25 protein-coding genes are annotated in these 26341 nt (G+C 57.9%); 9 read left to right on the top strand and 16 right to left on the bottom strand.

Annotated elements, in window-relative coordinates:
* The first annotated feature begins 3 nt into the window (after positions 1-3).
* Positions 4-699 (top strand): tRNA (N6-threonylcarbamoyladenosine(37)-N6)-methyltransferase TrmO, encoded by a 696-nt coding sequence (gene tsaA / locus V6P94_RS08745; RefSeq protein ID WP_326398367.1) that lies wholly within the window; start codon positions 4-6, stop codon positions 697-699.
* Between the two features lie 120 nt (positions 700-819).
* Here tsaA and fpr read toward each other — a convergent pair whose 3' ends face one another.
* Complete coding sequence (gene fpr / locus V6P94_RS08740; protein ID WP_019827846.1) at positions 820-1599, bottom strand: ferredoxin-NADP reductase; 780 nt, start codon at positions 1597-1599, stop codon at positions 820-822.
* Positions 1600-1716: 117 nt separating this feature from the next.
* Here fpr and V6P94_RS08735 point away from each other — a divergent pair, with 117 nt between their 5' ends.
* A complete protein-coding gene (locus tag V6P94_RS08735) occupies positions 1717-2643 on the top strand; it encodes a LysR family transcriptional regulator (RefSeq protein ID WP_219260776.1) in 927 nt (308 codons plus the stop codon).
* On the opposite strand, the gene V6P94_RS08730 is transcribed toward V6P94_RS08735, so the two are convergent.
* The 3 genes from V6P94_RS08730 to V6P94_RS08720 all read right to left on the bottom strand — a co-directional run bounded on the left by V6P94_RS08730 (position 2640) and on the right by V6P94_RS08720 (position 4788).
* Positions 2640-3002, bottom strand: a complete 363-nt coding sequence (locus V6P94_RS08730) for a diacylglycerol kinase (RefSeq protein WP_133075819.1) — start codon at positions 3000-3002, stop codon at positions 2640-2642. The two genes, V6P94_RS08735 and V6P94_RS08730, sit on opposite strands and share 4 nt — an antisense overlap.
* Positions 3003-3078: 76 nt before the next feature.
* Positions 3079-3729, bottom strand: coding sequence for a response regulator transcription factor ErdR (gene erdR, locus V6P94_RS08725; protein ID WP_019827849.1), 651 nt, complete (start codon positions 3727-3729; stop codon positions 3079-3081).
* Positions 3730-4032: 303 nt separating this feature from the next.
* Positions 4033-4788 carry a tRNA-uridine aminocarboxypropyltransferase gene (locus V6P94_RS08720; RefSeq protein ID WP_133075820.1) on the bottom strand — a complete coding sequence of 252 codons (756 nt, stop codon included), beginning with the start codon at positions 4786-4788 and terminating at the stop codon, positions 4033-4035.
* Positions 4789-5008: 220 nt separating this feature from the next.
* Between V6P94_RS08720 and V6P94_RS08715 the strand changes: the two genes are divergently transcribed.
* Both V6P94_RS08715 and V6P94_RS08710 read left to right on the top strand, forming a co-directional pair.
* On the top strand, positions 5009-5419 hold the full coding sequence (locus V6P94_RS08715; RefSeq protein WP_019827851.1) for a PA3611 family quorum-sensing-regulated virulence factor: 411 nt from the start codon (positions 5009-5011) through the stop codon (positions 5417-5419).
* A gap of 229 nt (positions 5420-5648) precedes the next feature.
* Complete coding sequence (locus tag V6P94_RS08710; RefSeq protein WP_133075821.1) at positions 5649-6764, top strand: TIGR00730 family Rossman fold protein; 1116 nt, start codon at positions 5649-5651, stop codon at positions 6762-6764.
* A 70-nt stretch (positions 6765-6834) separates the two neighbouring features.
* On the opposite strand, the gene recX is transcribed toward V6P94_RS08710, so the two are convergent.
* The 5 genes from recX to V6P94_RS08685 form a co-directional block, all read right to left on the bottom strand.
* Positions 6835-7302 carry a recombination regulator RecX gene (recX, locus tag V6P94_RS08705; RefSeq protein WP_219260777.1) on the bottom strand — a complete coding sequence of 156 codons (468 nt, stop codon included), beginning with the start codon at positions 7300-7302 and terminating at the stop codon, positions 6835-6837.
* 8 nt (positions 7303-7310) lie between these two features.
* Entirely contained in the window at positions 7311-8417 is a 1107-nt protein-coding gene (recA, locus tag V6P94_RS08700; RefSeq protein WP_133075823.1) for a recombinase RecA, read from the bottom strand.
* An 83-nt stretch (positions 8418-8500) separates the two neighbouring features.
* Positions 8501-9001 (bottom strand): CinA family protein, encoded by a 501-nt coding sequence (locus V6P94_RS08695; RefSeq protein ID WP_133075824.1) that lies wholly within the window; start codon positions 8999-9001, stop codon positions 8501-8503.
* 54 nt (positions 9002-9055) lie between these two features.
* Positions 9056-9400 carry a phage holin family protein gene (locus tag V6P94_RS08690; RefSeq protein WP_338649220.1) on the bottom strand — a complete coding sequence of 115 codons (345 nt, stop codon included), beginning with the start codon at positions 9398-9400 and terminating at the stop codon, positions 9056-9058.
* Positions 9401-9674: 274 nt separating this feature from the next.
* Positions 9675-10409: an XRE family transcriptional regulator gene (locus tag V6P94_RS08685; RefSeq protein WP_338649218.1), complete on the bottom strand. Its 735-nt coding sequence runs from the start codon at positions 10407-10409 to the stop codon at positions 9675-9677.
* Positions 10410-10598: 189 nt separating this feature from the next.
* Between V6P94_RS08685 and mutS the strand changes: the two genes are divergently transcribed.
* Together mutS and fdxA are read left to right on the top strand one after the other, a co-directional pair.
* Positions 10599-13178: a DNA mismatch repair protein MutS gene (gene mutS / locus V6P94_RS08680; protein ID WP_326398371.1), complete on the top strand. Its 2580-nt coding sequence runs from the start codon at positions 10599-10601 to the stop codon at positions 13176-13178.
* A gap of 129 nt (positions 13179-13307) precedes the next feature.
* Positions 13308-13631, top strand: coding sequence for a ferredoxin FdxA (gene fdxA, locus V6P94_RS08675; RefSeq protein WP_133075828.1), 324 nt, complete (start codon positions 13308-13310; stop codon positions 13629-13631).
* Between the two features lie 149 nt (positions 13632-13780).
* Here the strand turns inward: fdxA and V6P94_RS08670 are convergent, their stop codons facing one another.
* The 3 genes from V6P94_RS08670 to V6P94_RS08660 all read right to left on the bottom strand — a co-directional run bounded on the left by V6P94_RS08670 (position 13781) and on the right by V6P94_RS08660 (position 16160).
* Entirely contained in the window at positions 13781-14410 is a 630-nt protein-coding gene (locus V6P94_RS08670; protein ID WP_133075829.1) for a CoA transferase subunit B, read from the bottom strand.
* Positions 14411-14412: 2 nt separating this feature from the next.
* Positions 14413-15111: a CoA transferase subunit A gene (locus V6P94_RS08665; RefSeq protein WP_019827861.1), complete on the bottom strand. Its 699-nt coding sequence runs from the start codon at positions 15109-15111 to the stop codon at positions 14413-14415.
* 392 nt (positions 15112-15503) lie between these two features.
* Positions 15504-16160: a TetR family transcriptional regulator gene (locus tag V6P94_RS08660; protein ID WP_133075977.1), complete on the bottom strand. Its 657-nt coding sequence runs from the start codon at positions 16158-16160 to the stop codon at positions 15504-15506.
* A 265-nt stretch (positions 16161-16425) separates the two neighbouring features.
* On the opposite strand from V6P94_RS08660, the gene V6P94_RS08655 reads away from it, so the two are divergent.
* From V6P94_RS08655 to V6P94_RS08645, 3 genes are read left to right on the top strand one after another with little or no spacing between them, the layout of a single operon-like run.
* Positions 16426-17577, top strand: a complete 1152-nt coding sequence (locus V6P94_RS08655; RefSeq protein WP_219260780.1) for an efflux RND transporter periplasmic adaptor subunit — start codon at positions 16426-16428, stop codon at positions 17575-17577.
* 3 nt (positions 17578-17580) lie between these two features.
* Positions 17581-20736 (top strand): efflux RND transporter permease subunit, encoded by a 3156-nt coding sequence (locus V6P94_RS08650; protein WP_133075831.1) that lies wholly within the window; start codon positions 17581-17583, stop codon positions 20734-20736.
* Positions 20733-22184 carry an AdeC/AdeK/OprM family multidrug efflux complex outer membrane factor gene (locus tag V6P94_RS08645; RefSeq protein ID WP_133075832.1) on the top strand — a complete coding sequence of 484 codons (1452 nt, stop codon included), beginning with the start codon at positions 20733-20735 and terminating at the stop codon, positions 22182-22184. The genes V6P94_RS08650 and V6P94_RS08645 overlap by 4 nt, the downstream gene beginning before the upstream one ends.
* 149 nt (positions 22185-22333) lie before the next feature.
* On the opposite strand, the gene pcaC is transcribed toward V6P94_RS08645, so the two are convergent.
* The 4 genes from pcaC to V6P94_RS08625 are packed head-to-tail and all read right to left on the bottom strand — an operon-like array spanning position 22334 to position 26232.
* Positions 22334-22726: a 4-carboxymuconolactone decarboxylase gene (pcaC, locus tag V6P94_RS08640; RefSeq protein WP_133075833.1), complete on the bottom strand. Its 393-nt coding sequence runs from the start codon at positions 22724-22726 to the stop codon at positions 22334-22336.
* Positions 22727-22736: 10 nt separating this feature from the next.
* Complete coding sequence (gene pcaD, locus V6P94_RS08635; protein ID WP_326398372.1) at positions 22737-23528, bottom strand: 3-oxoadipate enol-lactonase; 792 nt, start codon at positions 23526-23528, stop codon at positions 22737-22739.
* 11 nt (positions 23529-23539) lie between these two features.
* A complete protein-coding gene (locus V6P94_RS08630; protein ID WP_326398373.1) occupies positions 23540-24892 on the bottom strand; it encodes a 3-carboxy-cis,cis-muconate cycloisomerase in 1353 nt (450 codons plus the stop codon).
* Between the two features lie 47 nt (positions 24893-24939).
* Positions 24940-26232: an MFS family transporter gene (locus V6P94_RS08625; protein ID WP_019827869.1), complete on the bottom strand. Its 1293-nt coding sequence runs from the start codon at positions 26230-26232 to the stop codon at positions 24940-24942.
* Positions 26233-26341 lie beyond the last annotated feature (109 nt).

Raw genomic sequence — 26341 nt, 5'->3', positions numbered from 1 at the left:
TCGATGACCTATACCGTCTCCCCCATCGGATTTGTGCGCTCCTGCTTCAAGGAGAAGTTCGCGATCCCCCGTCAGCCGCAACTGGCTCCGGCCGCCCGTGGCGTGCTGGAACTGGTCGCGCCTTTCGATCAGGGCGATGCGGTGCAAGGGCTGGAGCAGGTCAGTCATGTCTGGCTTTTGTTCGTATTCCATCAAGCGCTCGAAGACAAACCCCGGCTAAAAGTACGCCCGCCACGGCTGGGCGGCAACAAGTCGATGGGAGTGTTTGCTACCCGCGCCACCCACCGCCCGAATGGCATCGGCCAGTCTGTGGTCAAGCTGGACAAGGTTGAAGCCAATCGCTTGTGGATTTCAGGAATCGACCTGCTCGACGGCACGCCGATTCTCGATATCAAACCCTATGTGCCTTACGCGGACATCATTGCCGATGCCAGCAATGGCATGGCCAGCGCGGCACCGGTGTTGATTCCCGTGGTGTGGGCCGATACGGCCCTGCAACAGGCTCATACACAGGCTCTACGCCTCCAGGAGCCGCTGGTGGCACTGATTGAGCAATGCCTGGCGCAAGACCCGCGCCCGGCCTACCAGACGCCCACCCCCGAACGAGAGTACGGCGCGCAGTTCTGGGATCTGGACGTACGCTGGCATTACCCTGAACCCGGCACGATCCGGGTGCTTGAGGTAATTCCCAAGCAGTGATCTGAAACGCAATGTGGGAGCGGGCTTGCTCGCGATATCGGTCTTTCAGACACCTGTGCGGTGACTGGAGCTCCACAATCGCGAGCAAGCCCGCTCCCACATTTTTTTGATCGGTGCGGTTTACTTCTCGACGAAGGCGCGCTCGATCAGATAGTCACCCGGCTCACGCATACGTGGCGAAACTTTAAGGCCGAAGCTGTTCAGCACTTCGCTGGTTTCGTCGAGCATGCTCGGGCTGCCGCACAACATGGCACGGTCATCCTGCGGGTTGATTGGAGGCAGACCGATGTCGCTGAACAGTTTGCCGCTGCGCATCAGATCGGTCAGACGGCCTTCGTTCTCGAACGGCTCGCGGGTCACGGTTGGGTAGTAGATCAGCTTTTCACGCAGCGCTTCGCCGAAGAACTCGTTCTGTGGCAGGTGCTCGGTGATGAACTCGCGGTAGGCGACTTCATTGACGTAACGCACGCCGTGGCACAGGATCACTTTTTCGAAACGCTCGTAGGTTTCCGGGTCCTGGATGACGCTCATAAATGGCGCCAAGCCAGTACCGGTGCTGAGCAGGTACAGATGCTTGCCCGGCTTCAAGTCGTCCAGCACCAGCGTACCCGTAGGTTTTTTGCTGATGATGATCTCGTCGCCTTCCTTCAAGTGCTGCAACTGGGAGGTCAGCGGGCCATCCGGCACCTTTATGCTGAAGAACTCCAGATGCTCTTCCCAGTTCGGGCTGGCGATCGAGTAGGCACGCATAAGCGGACGGCCGTTGGGCTGTTGCAGGCCGATCATCACGAACTGACCGTTCTCGAAGCGCAGACCCGGGTCGCGGGTGCACTTGAAGCTGAACAGGGTGTCGTTCCAGTGATGAACACTGAGGACACGTTCGTGGTTCATGTTGCTCATGTACGGGGCTCCTAATTTCGCCTGCGCTGACTATGGGCGCGATTGCACAGCATTCTAATGGCGGCGACAATATCTGTTAACTGAATTATCAAGATAAGGGTTATCGGTTATATCGATATGCGATTTACTCTCAGACAACTCCAGGTGTTCGTTGCCGTCGCCCAACAAGAGAGCGTGTCTCGCGCTGCTGGTTTGTTGGCCCTTTCACAATCTGCTGCCAGTACCTCGATTACCGAGCTGGAGCGCCAAACCAGCTGCCAGCTTTTCGACCGTGCGGGCAAGCGTTTAAGCCTTAATGCTCTGGGCCGCCAACTGCTGCCTCAGGCCGTCGCCCTGCTGGATCAGGCCAAGGAAATCGAAGACCTGCTCAACGGCAAATCCGGCTTTGGCTCATTGACCGTGGGCGCCACACTGACCATCGGCAACTATCTGGCGACCCTGCTGATAGGCAGCTTCATGCAGGCGCACCCTGAAAGTCAGGTCAAGCTGGTGGTTCAAAATACAGCCCATATCGTGCAACAAGTCGCCCATTACGAAATTGACCTGGGTCTGATCGAAGGCGATTGCGCCCATCCGGACATCGAAGTCCAGAGCTGGGTAGAGGATGAACTGGTGGTTTTCTGCGCTCCGCAGCATCCGCTGGCGGTTCGTGGTCACGCCACACTGGAAGAGTTGACCCGTGAAGCTTGGATTTTGCGCGAGCAGGGCTCCGGCACCCGCCTGACGTTCGATCAAGCCATGCGCCATCACCAAACTGCGCTCAATATTCGCCTGGAGCTGGAGCACACTGAAGCGATCAAACGGGCGGTGGAGTCGGGACTGGGCATTGGATGCATCTCACGCCTGGCGTTGCGCGACGCTTTTCGCCGCGGCAGCCTGGTCGCCGTGGAAACACCTGACCTGGATCTGGCCCGACAGTTTTTCTTTATCTGGCACAAAAAGAAGTATCAGACGTCTGCCATGCGCGAGTTTCTGGAACTGTGCCGCGCCTTCACCGCAGGGGTTCAGCGCAGCGACGAGATCGTATTACCGACCATCGCTTAAAGCAGAATGACCGCCCATACCACGGCAATCATGGTCAGCACCACAAACTGGGCGGCGCTGCCCATGTCCTTGGCATTTTTCGACAATGGGTGCAAGTCGAGGGAGATACGGTCAACCACTGCCTCAATCGCCGAATTCAACAATTCCACAATCAATGCCAACAGGCATACAGCGATCAGCAAGGCCCGCTCTACCCGGCTCACATTCAGCAGGAAGCTCAGCGGGATCAATATCACGTTCAGCAACACTAACTGCCGAAAAGCCGCCTCGCCAGTAAAGGCTGCGCGCATACCGTCCAGCGAGTAACCGCTGGCATTCAAAATCCGTTTAAATCCGGTTTTACCCTTGAAAGGCGACATAGATAGGCAACTGCGCAAAAAAATGAGAAAGGGACGCTAGTTCACGCCTCGTCAAAAAAGCGTGAAGGCTCGCAGGTTAATGGCTCGAAATTGATTCAAGTTGCTGCAAGAGTAGCGCGGCCTGGGTTCGCGTGCGAACTCCCAGCTTGCGGAAAATCGCTGTCACGTGGGCCTTGATGGTTGCTTCGGAAACGCTCAGCTCATAGGCGATCTGCTTGTTCAACAAACCTTCACACACCATGGTCAGCACCCGGAACTGCTGTGGAGTCAAGCTGGCCAGGCCTTCGCTGGCGGCCTTGGCCTCAGCCGACACCTGAACTTCTTCAAACGCCTGGGGCGGCCAGCTCACATCACCATCCAGCACCGCGCGCACGGCTTTTTGAATTTCATCCAGCGAGCTGGATTTTGGGATAAAACCACTGGCGCCAAATTCCCGCGACCGCACCATGATCGAGGCTTCTTCCTGAGCTGAAACCATCACTACCGGGATCTGCGGGTATTGACCACGCAACAACACCAGCCCGGAGAAACCGTAAGCGCCCGGCATGTTCAAGTCGAGCAGCACCAGATCCCAATCGGCCTTGATTGCCAGCTGTGTTTCAAGCTCAGCAATACTGGCAACCTCAACCAGGCGAACATCAGAGCCCAGCCCAATGCTCACAGCCTGGTGCAAGGCACTGCGAAACAGCGGATGGTCGTCGGCAATCAGGATTTCGTATGTGGCCATTTTTTAAATGATCCTGTTTTTCAGGCGAGCCCTGATGAATTCCAGCACTCGCTAAGGCAACTCGAGCAATAGCTCAAAGACTAGGGGTCAAAGGGCGCGATTTACGCTAAACGTCGGCAAATATAAGTGTTTTAGCAGCTACTTCAGCCGAATCGGCGCCAAGCATGCCCAGCGAAACGGGGGTGGTCAAGTTGAAAACCTGACGCCTGGGTCCAAGGGGAAGCTATCACGGCGCCATCATCCAAATACGAACAATGGCACTCGCTTGCATCTGCCGGAAAAGTGTAGCGCTACTTCTTTAGTCTATTGAGCCCGATTCCGGGGAAGGTCTTTTACAAAAACGCCCAGTTCCTGGTGTGCGACGCTGGATTCATTCATCGGCAGCTGGTTTTTCGCGTCCAGGTAATGCTGGCTGAACACATCGAAATAGGCATCCAGCGCACTTGAAGCCTCGGTATCGCCGGCCAGCTCAAGGCATAAACTGGCCACTTCTGCGGTACACAGATGCTCACTTCGTGTGGAGCGCCGCAGCCGGTAGCGCGACAGCCTTTCAGGCAGCAGGCTCAAAATAGGCAAGGCATCGAAATACGGGCTTTTGCGAAAGATCTTGCGGGCCTCGGTCCAGGTTGCATCCAGCAGGATAAACAGCGGGCGCTTGCTGCTGTCCAGGTCCACCGTGTGCGTTACCCGCTCAGGGGCGACGTATTCACCGGGAAACACCAGATATGGCTGCCACTGCGGATCGGACAGCAATGCCAGCAGTGCATCGTCGGTCTCGGTTCGCGACCAGATAAAGGCAAAGTTGTCGCTGACTACGTCCGCAATCAACCAACCTGTATTGCTGGGCTTGAACACTTCCTTTTTAGTCATGACCAAACACACACCCGAGCGCGTGCTGACCTTTGGCCGCCAGTTGCACAGGCAGTGGCTTTCAATCACGCGACAGGTATGGCAACGCGGGGCTCGTGAGCCACGCGCCAGGTAAGGCTTGGTGCTCTCCTCTTCGCGCTCGTCTCGTAAACGGGCTACAGAATTCGGGGGAAAGGTCGTCAGGGTCATGGATTTTTACTTAAAGGCGCCAACCGTCCATTTGCCAGAATTGGCACACCAACGGATTCACAAGAGAAAGGCGGCAAGTTTAACAGAGGCGCAGTAACAGGGCGCGAATCCATGACCTTTGGCATTTCCTGCCAACTCATGCTGACCTATACTCCCGCGCCACTGAACGCACAGATATGTGGCCGGTCTAAGCCTGGGTCACTGAAATCAGGAGAGTTTCATGCTGCGCCATATCATTCCGACCGTCGCTCTTATGCTTGCACTGCCTCTGGCTGCACAAGCGGCTTCTCTCAAGGATTTTGAGTTGAACAAAACCCTGCTCAAGGTTGCCGCGAAAAGCAATGAAGGCAAACCACGGGCTATCAATGCGGACCTGCTGGACAAAGGCTTTACGGTAGACGGTACTGTTTTGATCAACAATCTGGAGGCCAGCCCTACATTGTCCGCCCAGATGCGCTCCAATCCTGAAGAAACAGTCCCGCAACTGGGTCGCAGTGTTTGCAGCAACGCAGGTTTCCGTACCCTGATGGCTCAAGGTGCGACGCTGCGCTACAGCTTCAAGGAATACAAAACCAACAGTCCGGTCCTGATCCAGGATTTTCGGGCTGAAAACTGCCAGCGCAAAAAGTAACCTCGCTGACACGCCGTACCTCCCGGTACGGCGCATGAGCCTGCCACAGGCCTCGACACTACGTTCCCTCGCATGACCTCCTCGCACCAAACTCCATGTAGGTCAGGCAATTAGCTATTGCCAGCCAAGACATACCGGGACCATCATCGAACCATCATGGTGACACTCTGTGTCTCTGCGGCTGCCCACCTGCGGCGCCTTCAAGGATGTTGTGTAGAAGGAGAAATACATGCCTGATCAATCCAATGACACCCTGACGCTGCACTTCCAGGAACAGGGGCTGGATCTTGCTCATGAAGTCGACGAGCAACTGCAACGGGTCGCCCCCGACAGCCCGAACCGGGCGCTTTACCGAGAAATGTTGCTGACCGTGTTGCGCATGGCCCACGACGATCTTGATCGCTGGAATGCCAAAATCACTCTGCAAGCCATCCGCGAGCTCGAAAAAACCTTTCGAACTCTGGAGCAGTTCAAGGGGCGACGCAAAGTCACGGTCTTCGGCTCGGCCAGAACCCCTATCGAACACCCGCTCTATGCGCTGGCCCGGGAAATGGGCAGCGTGCTGGCCAAGTCCGACATCATGGTCATTACCGGCGGCGGTGCGGGCATCATGGCCGCAGCCCATGAAGGTGCAGGCCTGGCCCATAGCCTGGGTTTCAACATCACCCTCCCCTTCGAGCAACGGGCCAACCCCACCATCAACGGCACTCCCAATGTGCTGGCGTTTCACTTTTTCTTTACCCGCAAACTGTTTTTCACCAAGGAAGCAGATGCTCTGGTGATGTGCCCGGGCGGCTTTGGCACGCTGGATGAAGTGCTGGAGGTGCTGACACTGATGCAGACCGGCAAGACCCCGCTGGTACCGGTAGTTTTGCTGGATGTGCCAGGCGGTTCGTTTTGGCAGGGGGCGCTGGACTTCATTCACAACCAACTGGAGGCCCACCAGTACATTCTGCCCAACGATTTGAAGTTGATGCGTCTGGTACATAGCGCTGAAGAGGCGCTTGCTGAAATCAACCAGTTCTACAGCAACTTTCATTCAAGCCGATGGTTGAACAAGACCTTTGTCATCCGCATGAAGCGACCTCTCAGCGCGTTGGCGCTCAAGGCGATACAGAAAGACTTTGCCGATATTTGCTTGAGTGATGGTTTCCATCAACAGGGATATTGCAGCTTTGAGCATGAAGACCCCAAGTTCAACCACCTTACCTGCCTGGGCTTTGCATTTAGCGGGCGCAATCAGGGGCGGTTGCGCGAACTGGTCGATTTTATCAACCTGCCGCAAAACTGGGAGACAGTTGACCGTTCGATTACGTCCTCACAGCCCGCATCCGTAGCGGACTGAAAATACACCCTGTGGGAGCGAGCCTGCTCGCGAACGAACTTCGGGAGCAGGCTCGCTCCCACAGCGGCTGTCAGTCTTCAAACTCTCGGCCGCTCAACAAGCGGCCGATCATTTCAAGCGGATACCCTCGGTAGCTTAAAAAGCGCCCCTGGCGGGCACGTTCCTTCGCATCGACAGGCAACTGACCGGAAAACTTGCGGCGCCAGGTATCTTCCAGCTGCTCTTGCCAGTTGAAACCACACTCTCGCAGCGCCTCCTCGATATCCCCACGCACCAGGCCACGCTGGCTAAGCTCTTCGCGAATTCGCAAAGGGCCATAACCTGAACCGGCACGGTAGTTGATATAGCTCTCGAGATAACGAGACTCGGACAGCAGCCCCTCTTCCGTCAGACGGTCAAGGGCGGCGTCAATCATGTCGGGGCAAGCCCCGCGCTGACGCAGCTTGCGCGTCAGCTCGACTCGACCGTGCTCGCGTCGCGCGAGCAGGTCCATTGCAGTCCGTCGCACTGCGACGGGGGTATCCAGAACGGCGATCATGATGTCTATCAGTTATCGCTGTCGGTAGCGTTTTCCATTTCTTCAGCTTCAGCCAGTGCTGCAGCTTCTTTGGCAGCCTTGCTCAGTTTTGGCATGACTTTCATTTCTGCCAGCTCAGCGTCGGTCTTTGGCCCCAGCAACTTCTCACGCAGCTGCTTCTCCAGCGCATCCTTGATATCAGGGTTGTCGTCCAGGAACTTGGCGGAGTTGGCCTTGCCCTGACCGATCTTGCTGCCGTTGTAGCTGTACCAGGCACCGGCTTTTTCAACGAAGCCGTGCAACACGCCCAGGTCAATCATCTCACCGTTCAGGTAGATGCCCTTGCCGTACAGGATCTGGAACTCAGCCTGGCGGAATGGCGGTGCCACCTTGTTCTTGACCACTTTGACGCGGGTTTCGCTGCCTACTACCACATCGCCTTCTTTCACGGCGCCGGTGCGACGGATATCCAGGCGTACCGAAGCGTAGAACTTCAGCGCGTTACCACCGGTAGTGGTTTCCGGGCTGCCGAACATCACGCCGATTTTCATGCGGATCTGGTTGATGAAGATAACCAGGCAGTTGGCGTTCTTGATGTTACCGGTGATTTTACGCAGCGCCTGGGACATCAGACGGGCTTGCAGGCCAACGTGGGTATCGCCCATGTCGCCTTCGATTTCAGCTTTTGGCGTCAGTGCAGCAACGGAGTCGATGATGATCACGTCAACCGCATTGGAACGCACCAGCATGTCGGTGATTTCCAGTGCCTGTTCGCCGGTGTCAGGCTGGGAAACCAGCAGGTCATCAACGTTTACGCCCAGTTTGGCAGCGTACTCAGGGTCAAGGGCGTGCTCTGCGTCGACGAAAGCGCACGTTGCACCCGCCTTTTGCGCCTGTGCAATCACGGACAGGGTAAGCGTGGTTTTACCCGACGACTCTGGACCGTAGATTTCAACAATACGGCCTTTTGGCAAGCCGCCAATGCCCAGTGCGATATCCAGACCCAGGGAGCCCGTGGAGATCGCCGGAACTGCCTGACGCTCCTGGTCGCCCATCAGCATCACGGCACCCTTGCCGAATTGACGTTCGATCTGACCCAGGGCCGCAGCCAAGGCTTTCTTCTTGTTGTCGTCCATTAAAGTCCTCTCGTAATCAATAAGGCCCGACGGCCGATAACTGTATAAGTAGCCAGTATTATTCCACAGGGTTAAACGATCGCCTACCCCTCATTTTTTATTTCTCGTACCGTTCGGCGTATTAAGCCTTCCAGAGCGGCAATCACCGTTTGCTGGCGTACCTCTTCGCGATCACCGGGGAAGTGCCTGCGCTCGGCCGTCACCTGATCACCATCGCCCCACGCCAGCCAGACGGTGCCGACCGGCTTCTCTGGCGAACCGCCACCCGGGCCGGCAACGCCACTCACGGCGACGGCAAATCGAGCCCCGCTTTGCACCTGCGCACCACGCACCATCGCCTCAACCACCTCGCGACTGACCGCTCCCACCTGAGTGAACAAGGGCTCGGGGACATTCAGTTGCCTGGTTTTTTGCTGGTTGGAGTAGGTCACGAATCCCGCCTCAAACCAGGCGGAGCTGCCGGCGATGCGGGTGATGGCTTCAGCGATGCCGCCGCCGGTGCAGGATTCGGCGGTCGTCACCTGGGCATTAAGAGCCTGTAACAGCAGCCCAAGTTCAGTCGCAAGTTGAGATATTCGGTCCACGGTCCTCTCCTGATGGGCGCGTCTGCGCCATAACCTACACCAAAATAGCGTCTGCTATGGCTCGATCCGCGAGTCGCCAGCCGAGCCATCGACCCCAAGCCGCCTGGCGGCCCAGCGCTGGTACAGGCTGATGGCCGCATCCGCACCGGCCAGCGCGGTCAGGCACCCCAGTGCCCCGGCCGCCAGAATCGACATCCCTGCCGAGTACAGCAGCATGAAGGTCGACACACCGCACACCATGCATGCCCCCGAACGCAGCGCCAGGCGCCGCAACAGCAACCATCCGCTTGCTCCGTCCTTGTCCGCCCGCCACATCTCACCAAAAACACCGCCCACCAAGGCAAGAAGGATGACCAGTAAAACCGGCATTTCCAGCAAAACCTGCGGCCCATTAATCATGTCATCACTCCTGTGTCCTTATTGATAAGCGCCAATTTCTGGCTCGGGCTGTACAGCGGGCGCCCTCTGTTACGCCACATCCCTGCTTGAGTTACATCGTGGACCGCCATGCAGCAAAGACTATGCATGTATGGATATACAGTCAATGCACCAGTGCATATATTTATTCGGATGATTTCAGCAAGCCGGAAAAAGCCAACAATTACGGCGTGAATGGTCTTTTTGATGACGAAAAAAACCCACTGACTTGTGGGTTGCTTCTTAAATGCGAGGGTCAGCGTGCGTACATGCCCCACCAGAATACATGCCCGAGGATCACCAACTGCTCATCCTCCATATCGCTGTAGGCGTAATCCTCATCGGGAAACTCATCGCGATTGAAGCTGCGCAAACGGAGCCCTCCCGCCAGGCGATACAGTTGTTTGACCCGCAACTGACCATTGTGATTGACCGCATAGAGATCGCCATCAATGACTTCCTCCAGCGTACGCTTGCCAGCATTGACCCCGACCGTAGCGCCATCGCGCAGAACGGGCAGCATGCTGTCACCGCGCACGGTCACGCATTTGGCCTGATCGAATTCCACACCGTTATGACGCAGGCTGCGTTTGCCGAAACGCAGCCTGGCGCGCTCGCTCTCTTCAATGGCAAAACGCCCGGAGCCCGCTGCCAGTTCGACCTGGCGCAAAAACGGAATGGACACTTCATCGTCCGCCACCGGGGTATTGTCGTCCCACAGGCAAATATCGCGCAGCTCAGGGTGATGCAAGCCGGCTTCTGACGCGGCAAACGTACAGGGGTCATCCCGGCCACGCAGACGATCGGTGCTGATGTGGAAGTACTCGGCGATTTTGGAGATATGCCTGTCGGAAGGGTCGACAATTTTACCGCTCAAAATACGTGACAACGTGGGCTGCGGCACCCCAGTGCTACGGTGCAGCGCCATCGCGCTGATTCCGTGCCGGGCAAGCAGCTCTTTAAGGACGGTTGAAACAGTTCGTTTGGACATGACGGCAATAGTGCTGGCCGTGTTTATTGATGGCAAATGCTATTTCTTCTATTTATAGCCACGCGCAAGCGCCCCTCCTTGCGCACCTGTAGATGCAAGGGGCTGACATGTTAACCTTGCGCCCATTGCGAAAACCTCAGGCCACGGCCTGCCTTTCCCCCACTTCTGAACGAATCCGCCTAAGCCCTGATGAGTAAAAATACTTCCGACCTGTCCAGCCACACGCCGATGATGCAGCAGTACTGGCGCCTGAAGAATCAGCACCCTGATCAGCTGATGTTCTATCGCATGGGCGATTTCTACGAAATCTTCTACGAAGACGCGAAGAAAGCCGCCAAATTGCTGGATATCACACTCACTGCACGCGGTCAGTCTGCAGGTCAGGCGATCCCGATGTGCGGGATTCCTTACCATGCAGCTGAAGGCTATCTGGCCAAGCTGGTCAAGCTTGGCGAGTCGGTGGTGATTTGTGAGCAGGTCGGCGACCCGGCCACCAGCAAGGGGCCGGTTGATCGTCAGGTCGTGCGTATCATCACGCCGGGGACGGTCAGTGATGAGGCACTGATGGATGAGCGCCGCGACAACCTGATTGCCGCCGTGCTCGGCGATGAGCGCTTGTTTGGCCTCGCCGTTCTGGACATCACCAGCGGCAACTTCTCGGTACTGGAGATCAAGGGCTGGGAAAACCTGCTGGCAGAGCTTGAGCGCATCAACCCGGTCGAGCTGATGATTCCCGATGACTGGCCACAAGGCCTGCCGGCCGAAAAACGTCGTGGGGTTCGTCGCCGCGCGCCGTGGGATTTTGAACGCGACTCGGCCCTGAAAAGTCTGTGCCAGCAGTTTTCGACCCAAGACCTTAAAGGCTTTGGCTGCGAAAACCTGACCCTGGCCATTGGCGCCGCAGGTTGCCTGCTCAGCTACGCCAAGGAAACCCAGCGCACGGCCCTGCCCCACTTGCGCAGCCTGCGCCATGAGCGCCTGGACGACACCGTCGTACTGGACGGCGCCAGCCGACGCAATCTGGAGCTGGACACCAACCTCGCGGGCGGACGCGACAACACCTTGCAGTCGGTGGTCGACCGCTGCCAGACCTCGATGGGCAGCCGCTTGCTGACCCGCTGGCTGAACCGTCCGTTGCGCGACCTCAACGTGCTGCTGGCTCGCCAGTCATCGATCACCTGCTTGCTGGACGGCTATCGCTTCGAAAAGCTGCAGCCACAGCTCAAGGAAATCGGCGATCTGGAGCGTATTCTGGCCCGTATCGGCCTGCGCAATGCTCGCCCCCGCGATCTGGCACGCCTGCGCGATGCCTTGAACGCATTGCCTGAACTGCAAGATGCAATGATCGGACTCGAAGCGCCGCATCTGCAACAACTGGCCACGACTACCAGCACCTACCCCGAGCTGGGAGCCCTGCTGGAAAAAGCAATCAACGACAATCCGCCAGCCGTGATCCGCGATGGCGGCGTATTGAAAACCGGTTACGACGCCGAGCTCGATGAGCTGCAGACACTGAGCGAAAACGCCGGGCAGTTCCTGATTGATCTGGAAGCCCGGGAAAAAGCCCGCACTGGCCTGGCCAACCTCAAGGTCGGTTACAACCGGGTACACGGCTACTTTATCGAGTTGCCAAGCAAGCAGGCCGAGCAGGCACCGGCTGATTACATCCGCCGCCAAACGCTCAAGGGCGCCGAACGCTTTATCACCCCGGAGCTCAAAGCCTTCGAAGACAAGGCCCTGTCGGCCAAAAGTCGGGCCCTGGCCCGCGAGAAGATGCTCTACGAAGCACTGCTCGAAGAAATGATCAGCCACCTTGCACCGCTGCAAGACACCGCCGCCGCACTGGCCGAGCTGGATGTGCTGAGCAACCTGGCCGAGCGTGCACTGAACCTGGACTTGAACTGCCCGCGCTTTGTGGACGAGCCGTGCATGCGCATCAGCCAGGGTCGTCACCCGGTGGTCGAGCAAGTACTGACCACCCCATTTGTGGCGAATGATCTGGCGCTGGATGACAACACGCGCATGCTGGTGATCACCGGCCCGAACATGGGCGGTAAATCGACCTACATGCGCCAGACCGCATTGATTGTCCTGCTGGCCCACATCGGCAGTTTTGTTCCGGCAGCCAGCTGCGAGCTGTCGCTGGTTGACCGTATCTTCACCCGGATCGGCTCCAGCGATGACCTGGCGGGCGGCCGTTCGACCTTTATGGTCGAGATGAGCGAAACCGCTAACATCTTGCACAACGCCACCGACCGCAGCCTGGTGCTGATGGATGAAGTCGGTCGCGGCACCAGCACCTTCGACGGCTTGTCCCTGGCGTGGGCTGCGGCAGAACGTCTCGCCCAATTACGGGCCTACACCTTGTTCGCCACCCATTACTTCGAGTTGACGGTACTGCCCGAGAACGAACCGCTGGTCGCCAACGTGCACTTGAGCGCAACCGAGCACAACGAACGCATTGTGTTCCTGCACCATGTGTTGCCTGGCCCTGCGAGCCAGAGTTATGGCTTGGCAGTGGCACAGCTTGCGGGTGTTCCAGCCAATGTCATCACCCGTGCCCGCGAGCATTTGAGCCGTCTGGAGACCACCAGCCTGCCCCACGAAGTACCCCCGGCGACCCCTGGCAAAAAGTCGGCACCACAGCAAAGCGACCTGTTTGCCAGCCTCCCTCACCCGGTGCTGGATGACCTTTCCAGGCTGGATCTGGACAACATTACGCCGCGTAAAGCACTTGATTTGCTCTACACATTAAAGACACGCCTTTAAAAGCTGCTAGAATCGCGCGCGGTTCGGGATGCTACTGACCTTTTAGCCTGGTCTGTAGATATCACTCCCGAACCCGGCGAACCCGTTCTGGAAGGGCTTCGCTGCCGCCGCCTGAGGAGAGAATTAGAAATGACCTTCGTCGTCACCGACAACTGCATCAAGTGCAAGTACACCGACTGCGTAGAAGTCTGTCCGGTGGACTGCTTTTACGAAGGCCCGAACTTCCTGGTGATTCACCCGGATGAGTGCATTGACTGCGCGCTTTGTGAGCCTGAATGCCCTGCACAGGCGATCTTCTCTGAAGATGAAGTGCCTGCTGGCATGGAGAATTTTATTCAGTTGAATGTCGAGCTGGCTGAAATCTGGCCCAACATCACTGAACGCAAAGACCCTCTGCCGGACGCGGCCGAGTGGGATGGCACCCCAGGCAAGATCGCCGACCTGGAACGCTGATTCACGCTTGAGTAAAAAGCCCCGCGAGGGGCTTTTTGCGTTTTGCAGCATCAATTTTCTGTGGGAGCGGGCTTGCTCGCGATGGCATCACTGCGGTTTGGCAGTTAAACCGCGGCGAGGGCATCGCGAGCAAGCCCGCTCCCACAGACTCAAGCGTTGATTTCGCAGCCGGTGGCCGCTTTCAGCTCTTCAAGACTGACGCCCGCTGCCAGCTCGACCAGCTTGAGCCCCTGCCCGGTCACATCCAGCACGGCCAAATCGGTAATGATCCGGTCAACCACGCCCACGCCAGTCAACGGCAAGTCGCATTGCTTGAGCAGTTTATGGGTGCCGCCCTTGGCCGTGTGCTCCATCAGCACCACCACCCGCTTGACTCCGGCCACCAGATCCATAGCACCGCCCATGCCCTTGACCATCTTCCCGGGGATCATCCAGTTGGCCAGGTCGCCTTTCTCGGAGACTTGCATCGCCCCCAGAATCGACAGATTGATATGGCCGCCGCGAATCATTGCGAACGAATCAGCGCTGTTGAAAAAGCTGCTGCCCGGCAAGGTCGTAATGGTTTGCTTGCCCGCGTTGATCAGGTCGGCATCGACTTCATCGTCGGCGGGGAACGGGCCTATGCCCAGCAGACCGTTCTCACTTTGCAACCACACGTCCATCCCCTCGGGAATGTAGTTGGCCACCAGCGTAGGCAACCCGATACCGAGATTGACGTAAAAGCCGTCCTGCAGTTCTTGGGAGGCGCGCTGCGCCATTTCTTCACGAGTCCAGGCCATGATCAGGCGCTCCGCACAGTGCGATGTTCGATACGTTTTTCCGGAGTAGCGTTGAGCACCAGCCGCTGCACGTAAATCCCGGGCAAATGAACTTGATCAGGCTCGATCTCGCCGATTTCAACGATTTCTTCCACTTCCACCACACACACCTTGGCCGCCATTGCTGCCAACGGGTTGAAGTTACGTGCAGTTTTGTTGAACAGCAGATTGCCGGACTTGTCGGCTTTCCAGGCCTTGACCAAGGCTACATCGGCGCGCAACGAACGCTCCATGACGTACCACTCGCCATCGAACTCACGGGTTTCCTTGCCTTCAGCCACCAGCGTGCCGTAACCGGTCTTGGTGAAAAAAGCCGGGATACCCGCCCCGCCCGCCCGCAGTTTTTCCGCGAGGGTGCCCTGAGGGGTGAACTCCAGCTCAAGCTCGCCGGCCAGGTACTGGCGTTCGAACTCTTTGTTCTCACCCACATAGGAAGAAATCATTTTGCGGATCTGACGCGTCGTCAGCAGTTGCCCCAACCCGAAACCGTCGACCCCGGCGTTGTTACTGATGACCGTCAGCTCGCGCTTGCCGGTGTCACGCAAGGCCGCAATCAGCGCCTCTGGAATCCCGCACAATCCAAAACCGCCCACTGCCAGGGTCATGCCGTCTTCGACCAGCCCCTGCAAAGCGGATTCAGCACTCGAGTAAATCTTGTTCACTTGTTATTCCTCGAATTCCCCACGACACACCACTCCATCGCGGTCTGTTTGCTTTAGTCGAGAGAGGACAAACACGTTGGCAGTCGCCCGCTCCCCGATTCTGGCTGCTCTGGCGTGCAGCCAAAGCGTCGTTCAAGTGTAGGGCAGCCGACGCAGGAAGGGTTGATTGAAAGAAATAACCAGAAAGGATGTCGCCGTTCAGCCTCCACTCAACCGCTTTGGCTTAGGGTCATTCGCCCGTGGCCGTAGGAGGTTTAACCAAGCGATAACAATTTAACTACAAAATACGTAGCTCGCTAACTTTAAACCCGCGAGCTAGACGTATATAACTGCCTGCTGCCATCAAATGGCCCAGAGGGGGAAAACTTCACTCGCCATATGGCTTGAGCCTACTAGACTCCCTTTCGGATATCGCCGCAGATTCGCAGTGTCGGGCTTAAACGCAACATATCCAGCCCGGTGTCGACCCAGGATTCAGCTTCGTTGTAAAGATCGAAACTGTTGGGAACCAGCAGCCATTGTCCGAGAATTCCGTCGACATAGGCATGCAAACAGATAGCAGCACGGCGCGCATCCAGATTTTCAGGGAGTTGTTGACGGTGAATGGCATTGTTCAGGGCAAGCTCAATCCTGCTGTTGCAATCGACCATCGCTACCTGACGCTGAGCTCGTAAATCACACATTTCGTCAGTGAATTCGCACTTATGAAACAAAATTTCATTGATACGCCGGGTTTTCGGATCAGTGGCAACTTGGCGAAACAAATGAATCAACAGTTGGCGCATGCAGCCAAGCGGATCAACTTCGTTCTCGCTTTCACTGGCTTTGGCCATTTCATCCAACGGCTCATGCAGGCTGTCGAGCATGGCCTGGACCAGCTCGGCCTTGTTGCTGAAGTGCCAGTAAATTGCACCACGGGTGACGCCCGCCAGCGCGGCAATATCTGCCAGCGTCGTGCGTGCAACACCTCGCTCATAAAAGGCCTGCTCGGCCGCTTCGAGGATTTTGCTCCGGGTTTCAAGCGCTTCTTCTTTGGTACGACGCACCATGGCAATTACAACCTCAATCAGGAGGATCCGGGCCGCTGCGATCACTCGTCCGGACCAACATCGGGTGGCGTTTGTTTTGCCTTATCCCGGTCTACTTCAGGCTTGAAAAGTGGCCCTGTAATGCCTGGCGAGACAGTGTCCCGCTATTTACAAACAGACATGAATGTAAGTATATTCCTTAGCAAGCTACTTATCCACCCGGAACAGCTTTCTTTACCCTTCCACTATTCTTGTGCGCTTTCGCGTGCCTGACCCGAGGATTTTCATGCAATTCAAGCCAGCTGTTACCGCTCTGGTTGCTGCCATCGCCCTAGCTTCGCTGCTCAGCGGATGCAAAAAGGAAGAGGCAGCACCTGCCCCGCAAATCCCTCAGGTCGGCGTCGTCACGCTGAAAACCCAGCCTTTTACCTTGACCACCGACCTGCCAGGCCGCACCGCGTCTTATCGCTCGGCAGAAGTTCGGCCCCAGGTAAATGGCATCATCCTCAAGCGCCTCTTTAAAGAAGGCAGCGACGTAAAAATCGGCCAGCAGCTGTATCAAATCGATCCAGCGATCTATGAAAGCGCCGTACTGAGCGCCCGCGCCACGCTGCAATCGGCCAAATCCCTGGCTGATCGCTACAAGCAATTGGTCGCCGAGCAAGCCGTCAGCCGCCAGGAATACGACAACGCCCAAGCTGCACGCCTCGAAGCCGAGGCCGCGCTGAACACGGCCCAGGTCAATCTGCGTTACACCAAGGTTCTGGCTCCGCTGACCGGTCGTATTGGTCGCTCGTTGTTCACTGAAGGCGCACTGGTGACCAGTGGCCAGGCAAACGCATTGGCCGTGATCACCCAACTGGACCCGATCTACGTCGATGTCACGCAGTCCTCGGTCGAGATGCTCGAACTGCGCCGCGATCTGGCCAGCGGCCGCCTGAAGAAAGCCGGTGACAACGCCGCCAAGGTCAAGCTGACCCTTCCAGATGGCAGCGAGTATCCGCAAGAAGGTCGCCTTGAGTTCTCCGAAGTCTCGGTCGATGAAGCCACTGGCTCCGTGACCTTGCGCGCCGTGTTCCCGAACCCTGACGAAACCCTGCTGCCGGGCATGTTTGTCCACGCGCAACTGGAAGCAGGCATCGACAGCAATGCGATCCTGGCGCCTCAGATCGGCGTGACCCACAACCTCAAGGGCCAACCAACGGCTTTGATCGTGGGTCCCGACAACAAGGTTGAAATGCGTGTACTGCAAGCTTCACGCACGGTCGGCAGCGACTGGCTGGTTGAGAAAGGCCTGAACCCGGGCGACCGTTTGATTACCGACGGCCTGCAGTTCATCAAGCCTGGCATTGAAGTCAAGATCATGGACAAGCCACAAGGCGAAACCCCGGCATCTGCCCCGGCAACAGAAAAAGCTGCAGGCAGTAAAGGGGAGTAAACCATGTCGAAATTTTTTATCGACCGTCCGATTTTCGCCTGGGTAATTGCCCTGGTGATCATGCTGGTCGGGGCTCTATCGATCCTCAAACTGCCGATCAACCAATACCCGAGCATTGCGCCACCGGCCATCTCGATCTCCGTGACCTACCCGGGCGCTTCGGCGCAAACCGTGCAGGACACCGTGGTTCAGGTGATCGAGCAACAGCTCAACGGTATTGACCACCTGCGATATGTGTCGTCTGAAAGCAACTCCGACGGCAGCATGAGCATCACCGCCACCTTCGAGCAAGGTACAGACCCTGACACCGCTCAGGTTCAAGTACAGAACAAGCTCAACCTGGCGACCCCACTGCTGCCTCAAGAGGTTCAGCAGCAAGGTATCCGTGTGACCAAGGCGGTTAAAAACTTCCTGATGGTCATCGGCGTGGTGTCCGAAGACGGCAGCATGAACAAGGACGACTTGTCGAACTACATCGTCTCCAACATGCAGGACCCGATTTCCCGTACCGAAGGTGTGGGCGACTTCCAGGTGTTCGGTGCCCAGTACGCCATGCGTATCTGGCTCGACCCGGCCAAGCTGAACAAATACAACCTGACCCCGGTGGACGTTAAATCCGCCATCAGCGCGCAGAACGTACAGGTGTCCTCCGGACAACTGGGCGGCCTGCCTGCCGTCAAAGGTCAGGAACTGAACGCAACCATCATCGGTAAAACCCGCCTGCAAACCGCCGAGCAGTTCAAAAAGATCCTGCTCAAGGTCAACTCCGACGGCTCCCAGGTTCGCCTGAGCGATGTGGCCGAGGTTGGGCTGGGTGGTGAGAACTACAGCATCAGCGCACAGTTCAACGGCAAGCCGTCTTCGGGCCTGGCGATCAAGCTGGCACCGGGTTCCAACGCTCTGGACACCGCAAAAGCACTGCACAAGACCATCGAAGACCTGGAACCGTTCTTTCCGCAAGGCATGAAAGTCGTTTACCCGTATGACACCACTCCAGTGGTCTCCGCATCGATCAAGGGCGTTGTTGAAACCCTGGTTGAAGCCGTCGTACTGGTGTTCCTGGTGATGTTCCTGTTCCTGCAAAACTTCCGCGCCACCATCATCACCACGATGACGGTGCCCGTTGTATTGCTCGGTACGTTCGGCATCCTGGCCGCTGCAGGTTTCAGCATCAACACCCTGACCATGTTCGGCATGGTCCTGGCCATCGGCTTGCTGGTGGACGATGCGATTGTGGTGGTGGAAAACGTCGAGCGGGTAATGGCCGAAGAAGGCCTGCCGCCCAAGGAAGCCACCAAGAAATCCATGGAGCAGATCCAGGGTGCCCTGGTGGGTATCGCTCTGGTGCTGTCGGCGGTACTGCTGCCAATGGCCTTCTTCAGCGGCTCCACCGGTGTGATTTACAGACAGTTCTCGATCACGATCGTTTCGGCGATGGGCCTGTCGGTGCTGGTTGCATTGATCTTCACCCCGGCGCTGTGCGCCACCATGCTCAAGCCTATCCAGAAGGGTGATCACGGTGAGAACAAGCGCGGATTCTTCGGCTGGTTCAACCGCACGTTCGACAGTGGCGTCAAACGCTACGAGAAAGGTGTAGGCAGCATCCTGCGCCACAAGGCTCCGTACCTGCTGGCTTACGTACTGATCGTGGTCGGCATGGTGTTCCTGTTTACCCGTATTCCTACTTCATTCCTTCCGGAAGAAGACCAGGGCGTACTGTTTGCACAGGTACAAACCCCCGCGGGCACCACGGCAGAACGCACTCAGGATGTGATCGACAGGATGCGTGAGTACCTGTTGAAAGACGAGTCGGGAGCGGTGTCTTCCGTGTTCACCGTAAACGGCTTCAACTTCGCCGGTCGCGGTCAAAGCTCGGGCCTTGCGTTCATCATGCTCAAGCCCTGGGGCGAGCGAGATGCGGACAACAGTGTGTTTGCACTGGCTGCCCGTGCTCAGGCGCACTTCTCTACCTTCCGCGACGCAATGGTGTTCGCCTTTGCTCCGCCGGCAGTTATGGAATTGGGTAACGCCACCGGTTTTGACGTTTACCTGCAAGACCGCTCCGGTATCGGTCACGAGAAGCTGATGGCCGCCCGTAACCAGTTCCTGGGGATGGCTGCACAAAGCAAGATCCTGGCAGGCGTACGTCCAAACGGCTTGAACGATGAGCCGCAGTACCAACTGGAAATTGACGATGAAGCCGCACGCGCCCTGGGCGTCGAGCTGAGTGACATCAACAACACGCTCTCGATCGGCCTGGGTGCCAGCTACGTCAACGACTTCATCGACCACGGCCGTGTGAAGAAGGTGTTCCTGCAAGGTGCAGCGGACTCGCGGATGAACCCGGAAGACCTGAAGAAGTGGTTCGTGCGTAACAGTGAAGGGACCATGGTGCCGTTCTCGGCATTCGCCAAAGGCAAATGGATCTACGGCCCTCCGAAGCTGTCGCGCTATAACGGCGTAGAAGCGATGGAAATCCTCGGTTCTCCGGCTCCTGGCTACAGCAGCGGTCAAGCCATGGCCGAAGTCGAAGCCCTGGCGAAAAAACTGCCGCCAGGTGTTGGTATTTCCTGGACGGGGCTGTCATTTGAGGAACGTCTGTCAGGTTCGCAAGCACCTGCCCTGTACGCAATATCCTTGCTGATGGTGTTCTTGTGCCTTGCCGCACTGTACGAAAGCTGGTCGATCCCGATTGCAGTCATGCTCGTTGTGCCTCTGGGGATTATCGGGGCACTGATGGCGACCAGCCTGCGAGGGTTGTCCAACGACGTGTACTTCCAGGTGGGCTTGCTCACGACCATCGGTCTGGCATCGAAAAACGCCATTCTGATCGTCGAGTTTGCCAAGGAACTGCATGAACAAGGACGAACATTGACGGAGGCTGCGATCGAAGCGTGCCGCATGCGTCTGCGTCCGATCATCATGACCTCGCTGGCGTTTGTACTGGGTGTGATCCCCCTGGCCATTTCCACGGGCGCAGGTTCGGGCAGCCAGCACGCTATTGGTACCGGTGTTATCGGTGGCATGATCACCGCTACCGTGCTGGCCGTGTTCTGGGTACCGCTGTTCTTTGTGGCCGTATCGTCCATTGGCAGCAAAAAAGAGTCGAAGACGAAAGTGGATCTGACTAAAACTCCAAACCAAGAGGCTGGCCAATGAGCAAGTCGCTTCTCGCAGTAGCTGTCGCAGCGTTCACGCTGGGCGGCTGCTCGCTGATCCCCGACTACCAGCGCCCTGAAGCGCCGGTAGCGGCGCAATACCCGCAAGGCCCGGCCTACTCGCCAACCGAGGCGGCCAATAAGGCCGCTGCAGAACAAGGCTGGCGTCAGTTTTTCCATGACCCGGCACTGCAGCAACTGATTCAAACCGCGCTGGTGAACAATCGCGACCTGCGGGTCGCGGCGCTGAACATTGACGCCTATGCCGCGCAGTACCGCATTCAACGTGCAGATCTGTTCCCGGCCGTCTCGGCCACTGCCAGCGGCAGCCGCCAGCGCACTCCGGCGCGCATGTCGCAAACCGGCGAATCGGGGATCACCAGCAGTTATTCGGCGACCCTTGGGGTCAGCGCATATGAGCTGGACTTGTTCGGACGGGTTCGCAGCCTGAGCGATCAGGCTCTGCAGAACTACTTTGCAACCGAAGAAGCCCGACGCAGCACCCAGATCAGTCTGGTCGCCAGTGTCGCCAATGCCTACCTGACCTGGCAGGCTGACAAAGAGCTGCTGAAACTGACCGAAGACACGCTCAAGACGTTCGATGAGAGCTACAAGCTCACCTTGCGCAGCAATGAAGTGGGTGTGGCCTCGGCGCTGGATGTGAGCCAGTCCCGTACCTCGGTGGAAAACGCCAAGGTCCAGCTGGCCAGGTACACCCGTCAGGTGGCTCAGGATCAGAACAGCCTGGCACTGCTGCTTGGCACCACCATCCCGGACAACCTGCCGGCCGCCAAGCCGCTGGCAGCCGACCTGTTGAGCGAAGTACCTGCTGGCTTGCCATCAGACTTGCTGCAGCGTCGTCCGGACATCCTCGAAGCCGAGCACAAGCTGTTGGCGGCCAACGCCAACATCGGCGCGGCGCGGGCTGCGTTCTTCCCCAGCATCAGCCTCACGGCCAATGCCGGGACCTTGAGCCCTGACCTGTCGGGGCTGTTCAAGGGTGGTTCGGGCACCTGGCTGTTTTCGCCGCAGATCAACCTGCCGATCTTTAACGCAGGGGCTTTGCGCGCCAGCCTGGACTACTCGAAGATCCAGAAGGAAATCACCGTTTCTCAGTATGAGAAAACGATCCAGACCGCCTTCCAGGAAGTCTCTGACGGCCTGGCTGCGCGTCAGACCTACAACCAGCAGTTGCAGGCACAAACCGATTTCGTCAACGCCAACCAGGATTACTACCGGTTAGCCGAACGTCGTTATCGGATTGGGATCGACAGCAACCTGACGTTCCTTGATGCCCAGCGCTCGTTGTTCAGCGCCCAGCAATCACTGATCACCGATCGTCTTTCGCAGCTGACCAGTGAAGTCACGCTGTACAAGGCATTGGGTGGCGGCTGGTTCGAACAGACCGGGCAAGACCGCCCTGTTTCGGATCAGCCACCGAAGGCTTGATGCGTAACGGTTAAACAACAAACCCGCCAATAGGCGGGTTTGTTGTTTATGCCCCTGTGGGAGCGGGCTTGCTCGCGATGGCATCACCTCGGTTCGCCTGGCAAACCGTGAAGCCTGCAACGCTAGCAAGCCCGCTCCCCCTGTATCGATTACACCCGCGACTCGACCCCCAATTCATCCCACACCGACTCGGCCAGGTGGAACGTCGCATTGGCCGCCGGAATGCCGCAGTAGATGGCGCTCTGCATGATCACTTCCTTGATCTCGGCACGGCTCACGCCATTGTTGGCCGCAGCACGCAAATGCAGTTTCAGCTCTTCATTGCGGTTCATGCCGATCAGCATCGCGATGGTGATCAGGCTGCGGGTATGGCGCGGCAAACCCGGGCGGGTCCAGATGTCACCCCAGGCATGGCGGGTGATCATTTCCTGGAACTCGCTGTTGAACTCGGTCAGGGCGTTGAGGCTGCGATCGACATGGGCATCACCCAACACTGCCCGGCGTACTTGCATGCCTTCGTCGTAACGTTGTTTCTCGTCCACAAAAAACTCCTCAGACCGCTGACAAAAATTGCAGCACGCGCTGGCTGAACGCATCGCCCGCCTGCACGTTGGACAGGTGCGCGGCATAAAATTCGGCGTACTGCGCGCCTCGCACCTGTTCCTGAATGAAATGGCTGCCCGCAGGCGGCGTGACCGCATCTTCAGTGCCCGCAATCACCAGCATGGGCACCTCTATGGCACCCAGTTGATCGCGAAAGTCTGCATCGCGCACAGCGGCACAGTTGGCGGCGTAACCCTGTGGCGAGGTCGCGGCGAGCATGTCGGTTATACGCTTGGCCTGCCCGGGATTGGCCTGGGCAAAATCAGGGGTAAACCAGCGTGCAATCGAGGCGTCACGCAGCCCGGCCATCGCCTGTGCGCCGTCTCGCAAGACCATTTCGATTCGCGGGTTCCATACCGAAGGCTCGCCAATTTTGGCAGCGGTGTTGCACACCACCAGCTTGTGCAAGCGATTACCGGCATTGATCCCCAGCCATTGGCCAATCAACCCCCCCATCGACAGCCCGCAAAAGTGCGCCCGTTCGATATGCAGTGCATCCAGCAGTTCCAGAACGTCGCCGCCCAGTTGCTCGATACTGTAAGGGCCCTCGGTCACCAGAGACTGGCCATGACCACGGGTGTCGTAACGCACTACCTGGAACTGCTCGGCGAATGCCGGAATCTGCGTATCCCACATCCCCAGATCAGTCCCCAGGGAGTTGGACAACACCAGCACCGGCGCGCCTTGCGGACCGTCCAGCCGGTAGTTGAGTTCACCTTCAGCGAGTTGTACACGTCCCACGAGCTTCTCCTTTAGAGGACCAACGCAAAATGTTCAGCCCGCGCACGCTCGACCCACGTCGTCGCCTGGCCAAGGTAATGGGCCGGATCGAGCAAGCGATCCAGTTCGTCTGCACTCAGGTGTGCGGTGATTTGCGGCTCATCGCCCAATACCGCTCGCAAGTGACGCTGTTGGGCCACTGCACGCTTGCAACACTGCTCCAGCAGATGGTGCGCCGTTTCGCGCCCTACCCTCTGGGCCAGCACGATGCTCACCGCTTCGGCCAGCACCAGCCCGTGGGTCAGGTCAAGATTGCGCGCCATGCGCTCGCGGTCCACTTCCAGCCCTTGGGCAATGTTCAAGGCCTGTACCAGCGCACCGGACACCACGCAGCAAATTTCAGGCAGGGTTTCCCACTCGGCATGCCACAGTCCCAGGCTGCGTTCGTGCTCCTGGGGCATGGCGCTGTACAGGATACTGAGCAGCCCCGGCACCCGTGTCGCGGCACTGATCAACACCGCTGAGCCCACGGGGTTGCGCTTGTGGGGCATGGTTGAAGAACCACCCTTGCCCGGCGCCGACGGCTCAAACACTTCAGCGGCCTCGGTTTGCATCAGCAGGCTGATATCCCGGCCTATCTTGCCAAGACCACCGGCGATCAAGCCTAGAACCGCACCGAACTCCACCAGACGATCACGCTGGGTATGCCAGGGTTGCTCAGGCAGGTTGAGCCCCAACTCGTTGGCCAGCGCCTGTGCCACCGGCATCCCCTGATCGCCCAGGGCCGCCAGGGTGCCCGAGGCGCCACCAAATTGCAGACACAGCAAACGCGGTTTCAGCTCATCAAGGCGTTGGCGGTTGCGGGTAACGGCGCCCAACCAACTGGCGATCTTCATCCCCAGCGTGACCGGCGTGGCCTGTTGCAGCCATGTACGCCCTGCCAAAGGCGTAGCGACATACCGCTGAGCCTGCTCGGCGAGGATATCCGCCAATTGCGTCAAGTCGCGCTCGATCAGCCCCAGAGCGGCCCGCAATTGCAGCACCAGGCCGCTGTCCATCACATCCTGGCTGGTGGCGCCCAAGTGCACATAACGCTCGGCCTCGGGCGCGGTACTGGCAATCTGTTTCCCCAGGGCTTTGACCAGGGGGATCGCCGAATTCCCGGCACTGGCGATCGCCAGGCCCAGGGTCTCGAAGTCGTAGAGTTCAGCGCGACACGCCGCTGTAATCGGCGCGAGCGCAGCGTGAGGAATCACCCCGACCCCGGCCTGCGCCCGGGCCAGGGCCGCTTCGACGTCGAGCATGGCCTGGACCCGGCCTTGGTCGCTAAAGACCTCGCCCATGGCCTTGGCCGTAAAGTACGCATCGAAAAGCTGATGACTCATAAACCTTCCTTAGAAAGCGCGCGCCACCGATGGCGCGCGCGGGTACATCACAGATCGTGGTGCAGGTACTTGGGCTGCTTGGGCAAGCGGAAGCTGAACAGGAAAGCAATGGCCATCATGACCGTCACATACCAGTAGAAGCTGTTTTCCATGCCCATCGACTTGAGCCCCAACGCCACATATTCCGCCGATCCACCAAAGATCGCGTTGGCCACCGCATACGCCAGCCCCACGCCCAACGCACGCACCTGCGGCGGGAACATCTCGGCTTTGACCAGGCCGCTGATCGAGGTGTAGAAGCTGACAATCGCCAGCGCCAACGTAATCAGCACAAAGGCCAGAAACGGGCTGCTGATGGTTTTCAGGGTCAGCAGGATCGGTACCGTACACAGCGTACCCAACGCACCAAACCAGAGCATGTTGTTACGTCGACCGATCTTGTCCGCCAGCATGCCGAACAGCGGCTGCATGCACATATAAAGAAAGAGCGCGCCGGTCATGATGTAACTGGCGGTTTTGGCATGCATGCCAGCCGTGTTCACCAGGTACTTCTGCATATAGGTAGTAAAGGTGTAGAAAATCAGCGAGCCGCCGGCGGTGTAACCCAGCACGGTAATGAACGCCGCTTTATGGTCGCGGAACAACGCCCTCACACTGCCAGCATCCTTGTCCTGACGGGTTTCAGCGCTGGTGGTTTCTTTAAGGGTGCGACGCAGCATCAACGAAATCAGCGCTGCAATGGCACCGATTACAAACGGTACACGCCAGCCCCAGGCCCGCAGTTCATCTTCTGACAGGAACTGTTGAAGAATCACCACGACCAGTACAGCCAGCAACTGGCCGCCGATCAGCGTTACATACTGAAATGAGGCAAAGAAGCCACGCTGGCCCTTGAGCGCCACTTCACTCATATAAGTCGCCGTGGTCCCGTACTCGCCCCCCACCGACAGCCCCTGAAACAGTCGCGCCATCAACAGCAGGGCCGGCGCCCAGGCCCCGATCGAGGCGTAGGTAGGCAAACAGGCAATCACCAGCGAGCCGGCGCACATCATCAGCACCGAGATCATCATTGAATTCTTTCGCCCGTGCTTGTCGGCGACCCGGCCAAACAGCCAGCCGCCGATGGGGCGCATCAGAAAACCGGCCGCAAACACACCGGCGGTGTTGAGCAACTGCACCGTGGGGTCATCTGAAGGGAAAAAAGCAGGCGCAAAGTAAATCGCGCAGAAGGCGTAAACGTAAAAGTCGAACCATTCGACAAGGTTGCCGGAAGACGCACCGACAATCGCAAAGATCCTTTTTTTACGTTCCTCTCCTGTGTAGTGAGTTTCTGTTGTCATGTTTATTTACTCATCAGGTTTTAGTTGCAATCAGACACACCTTGCAACATATAGCGCCGCAACCGCAATAAGCCGAACGACTGAGGCTGCAGTCGTCCGGCTTTGACTC

This window comes from Pseudomonas sp. ML2-2023-3 (assembly GCF_037055275.1).
Classification (GTDB): domain Bacteria; phylum Pseudomonadota; class Gammaproteobacteria; order Pseudomonadales; family Pseudomonadaceae; genus Aquipseudomonas.
This window is presented reverse-complemented; position numbering and strand designations above follow the sequence as displayed.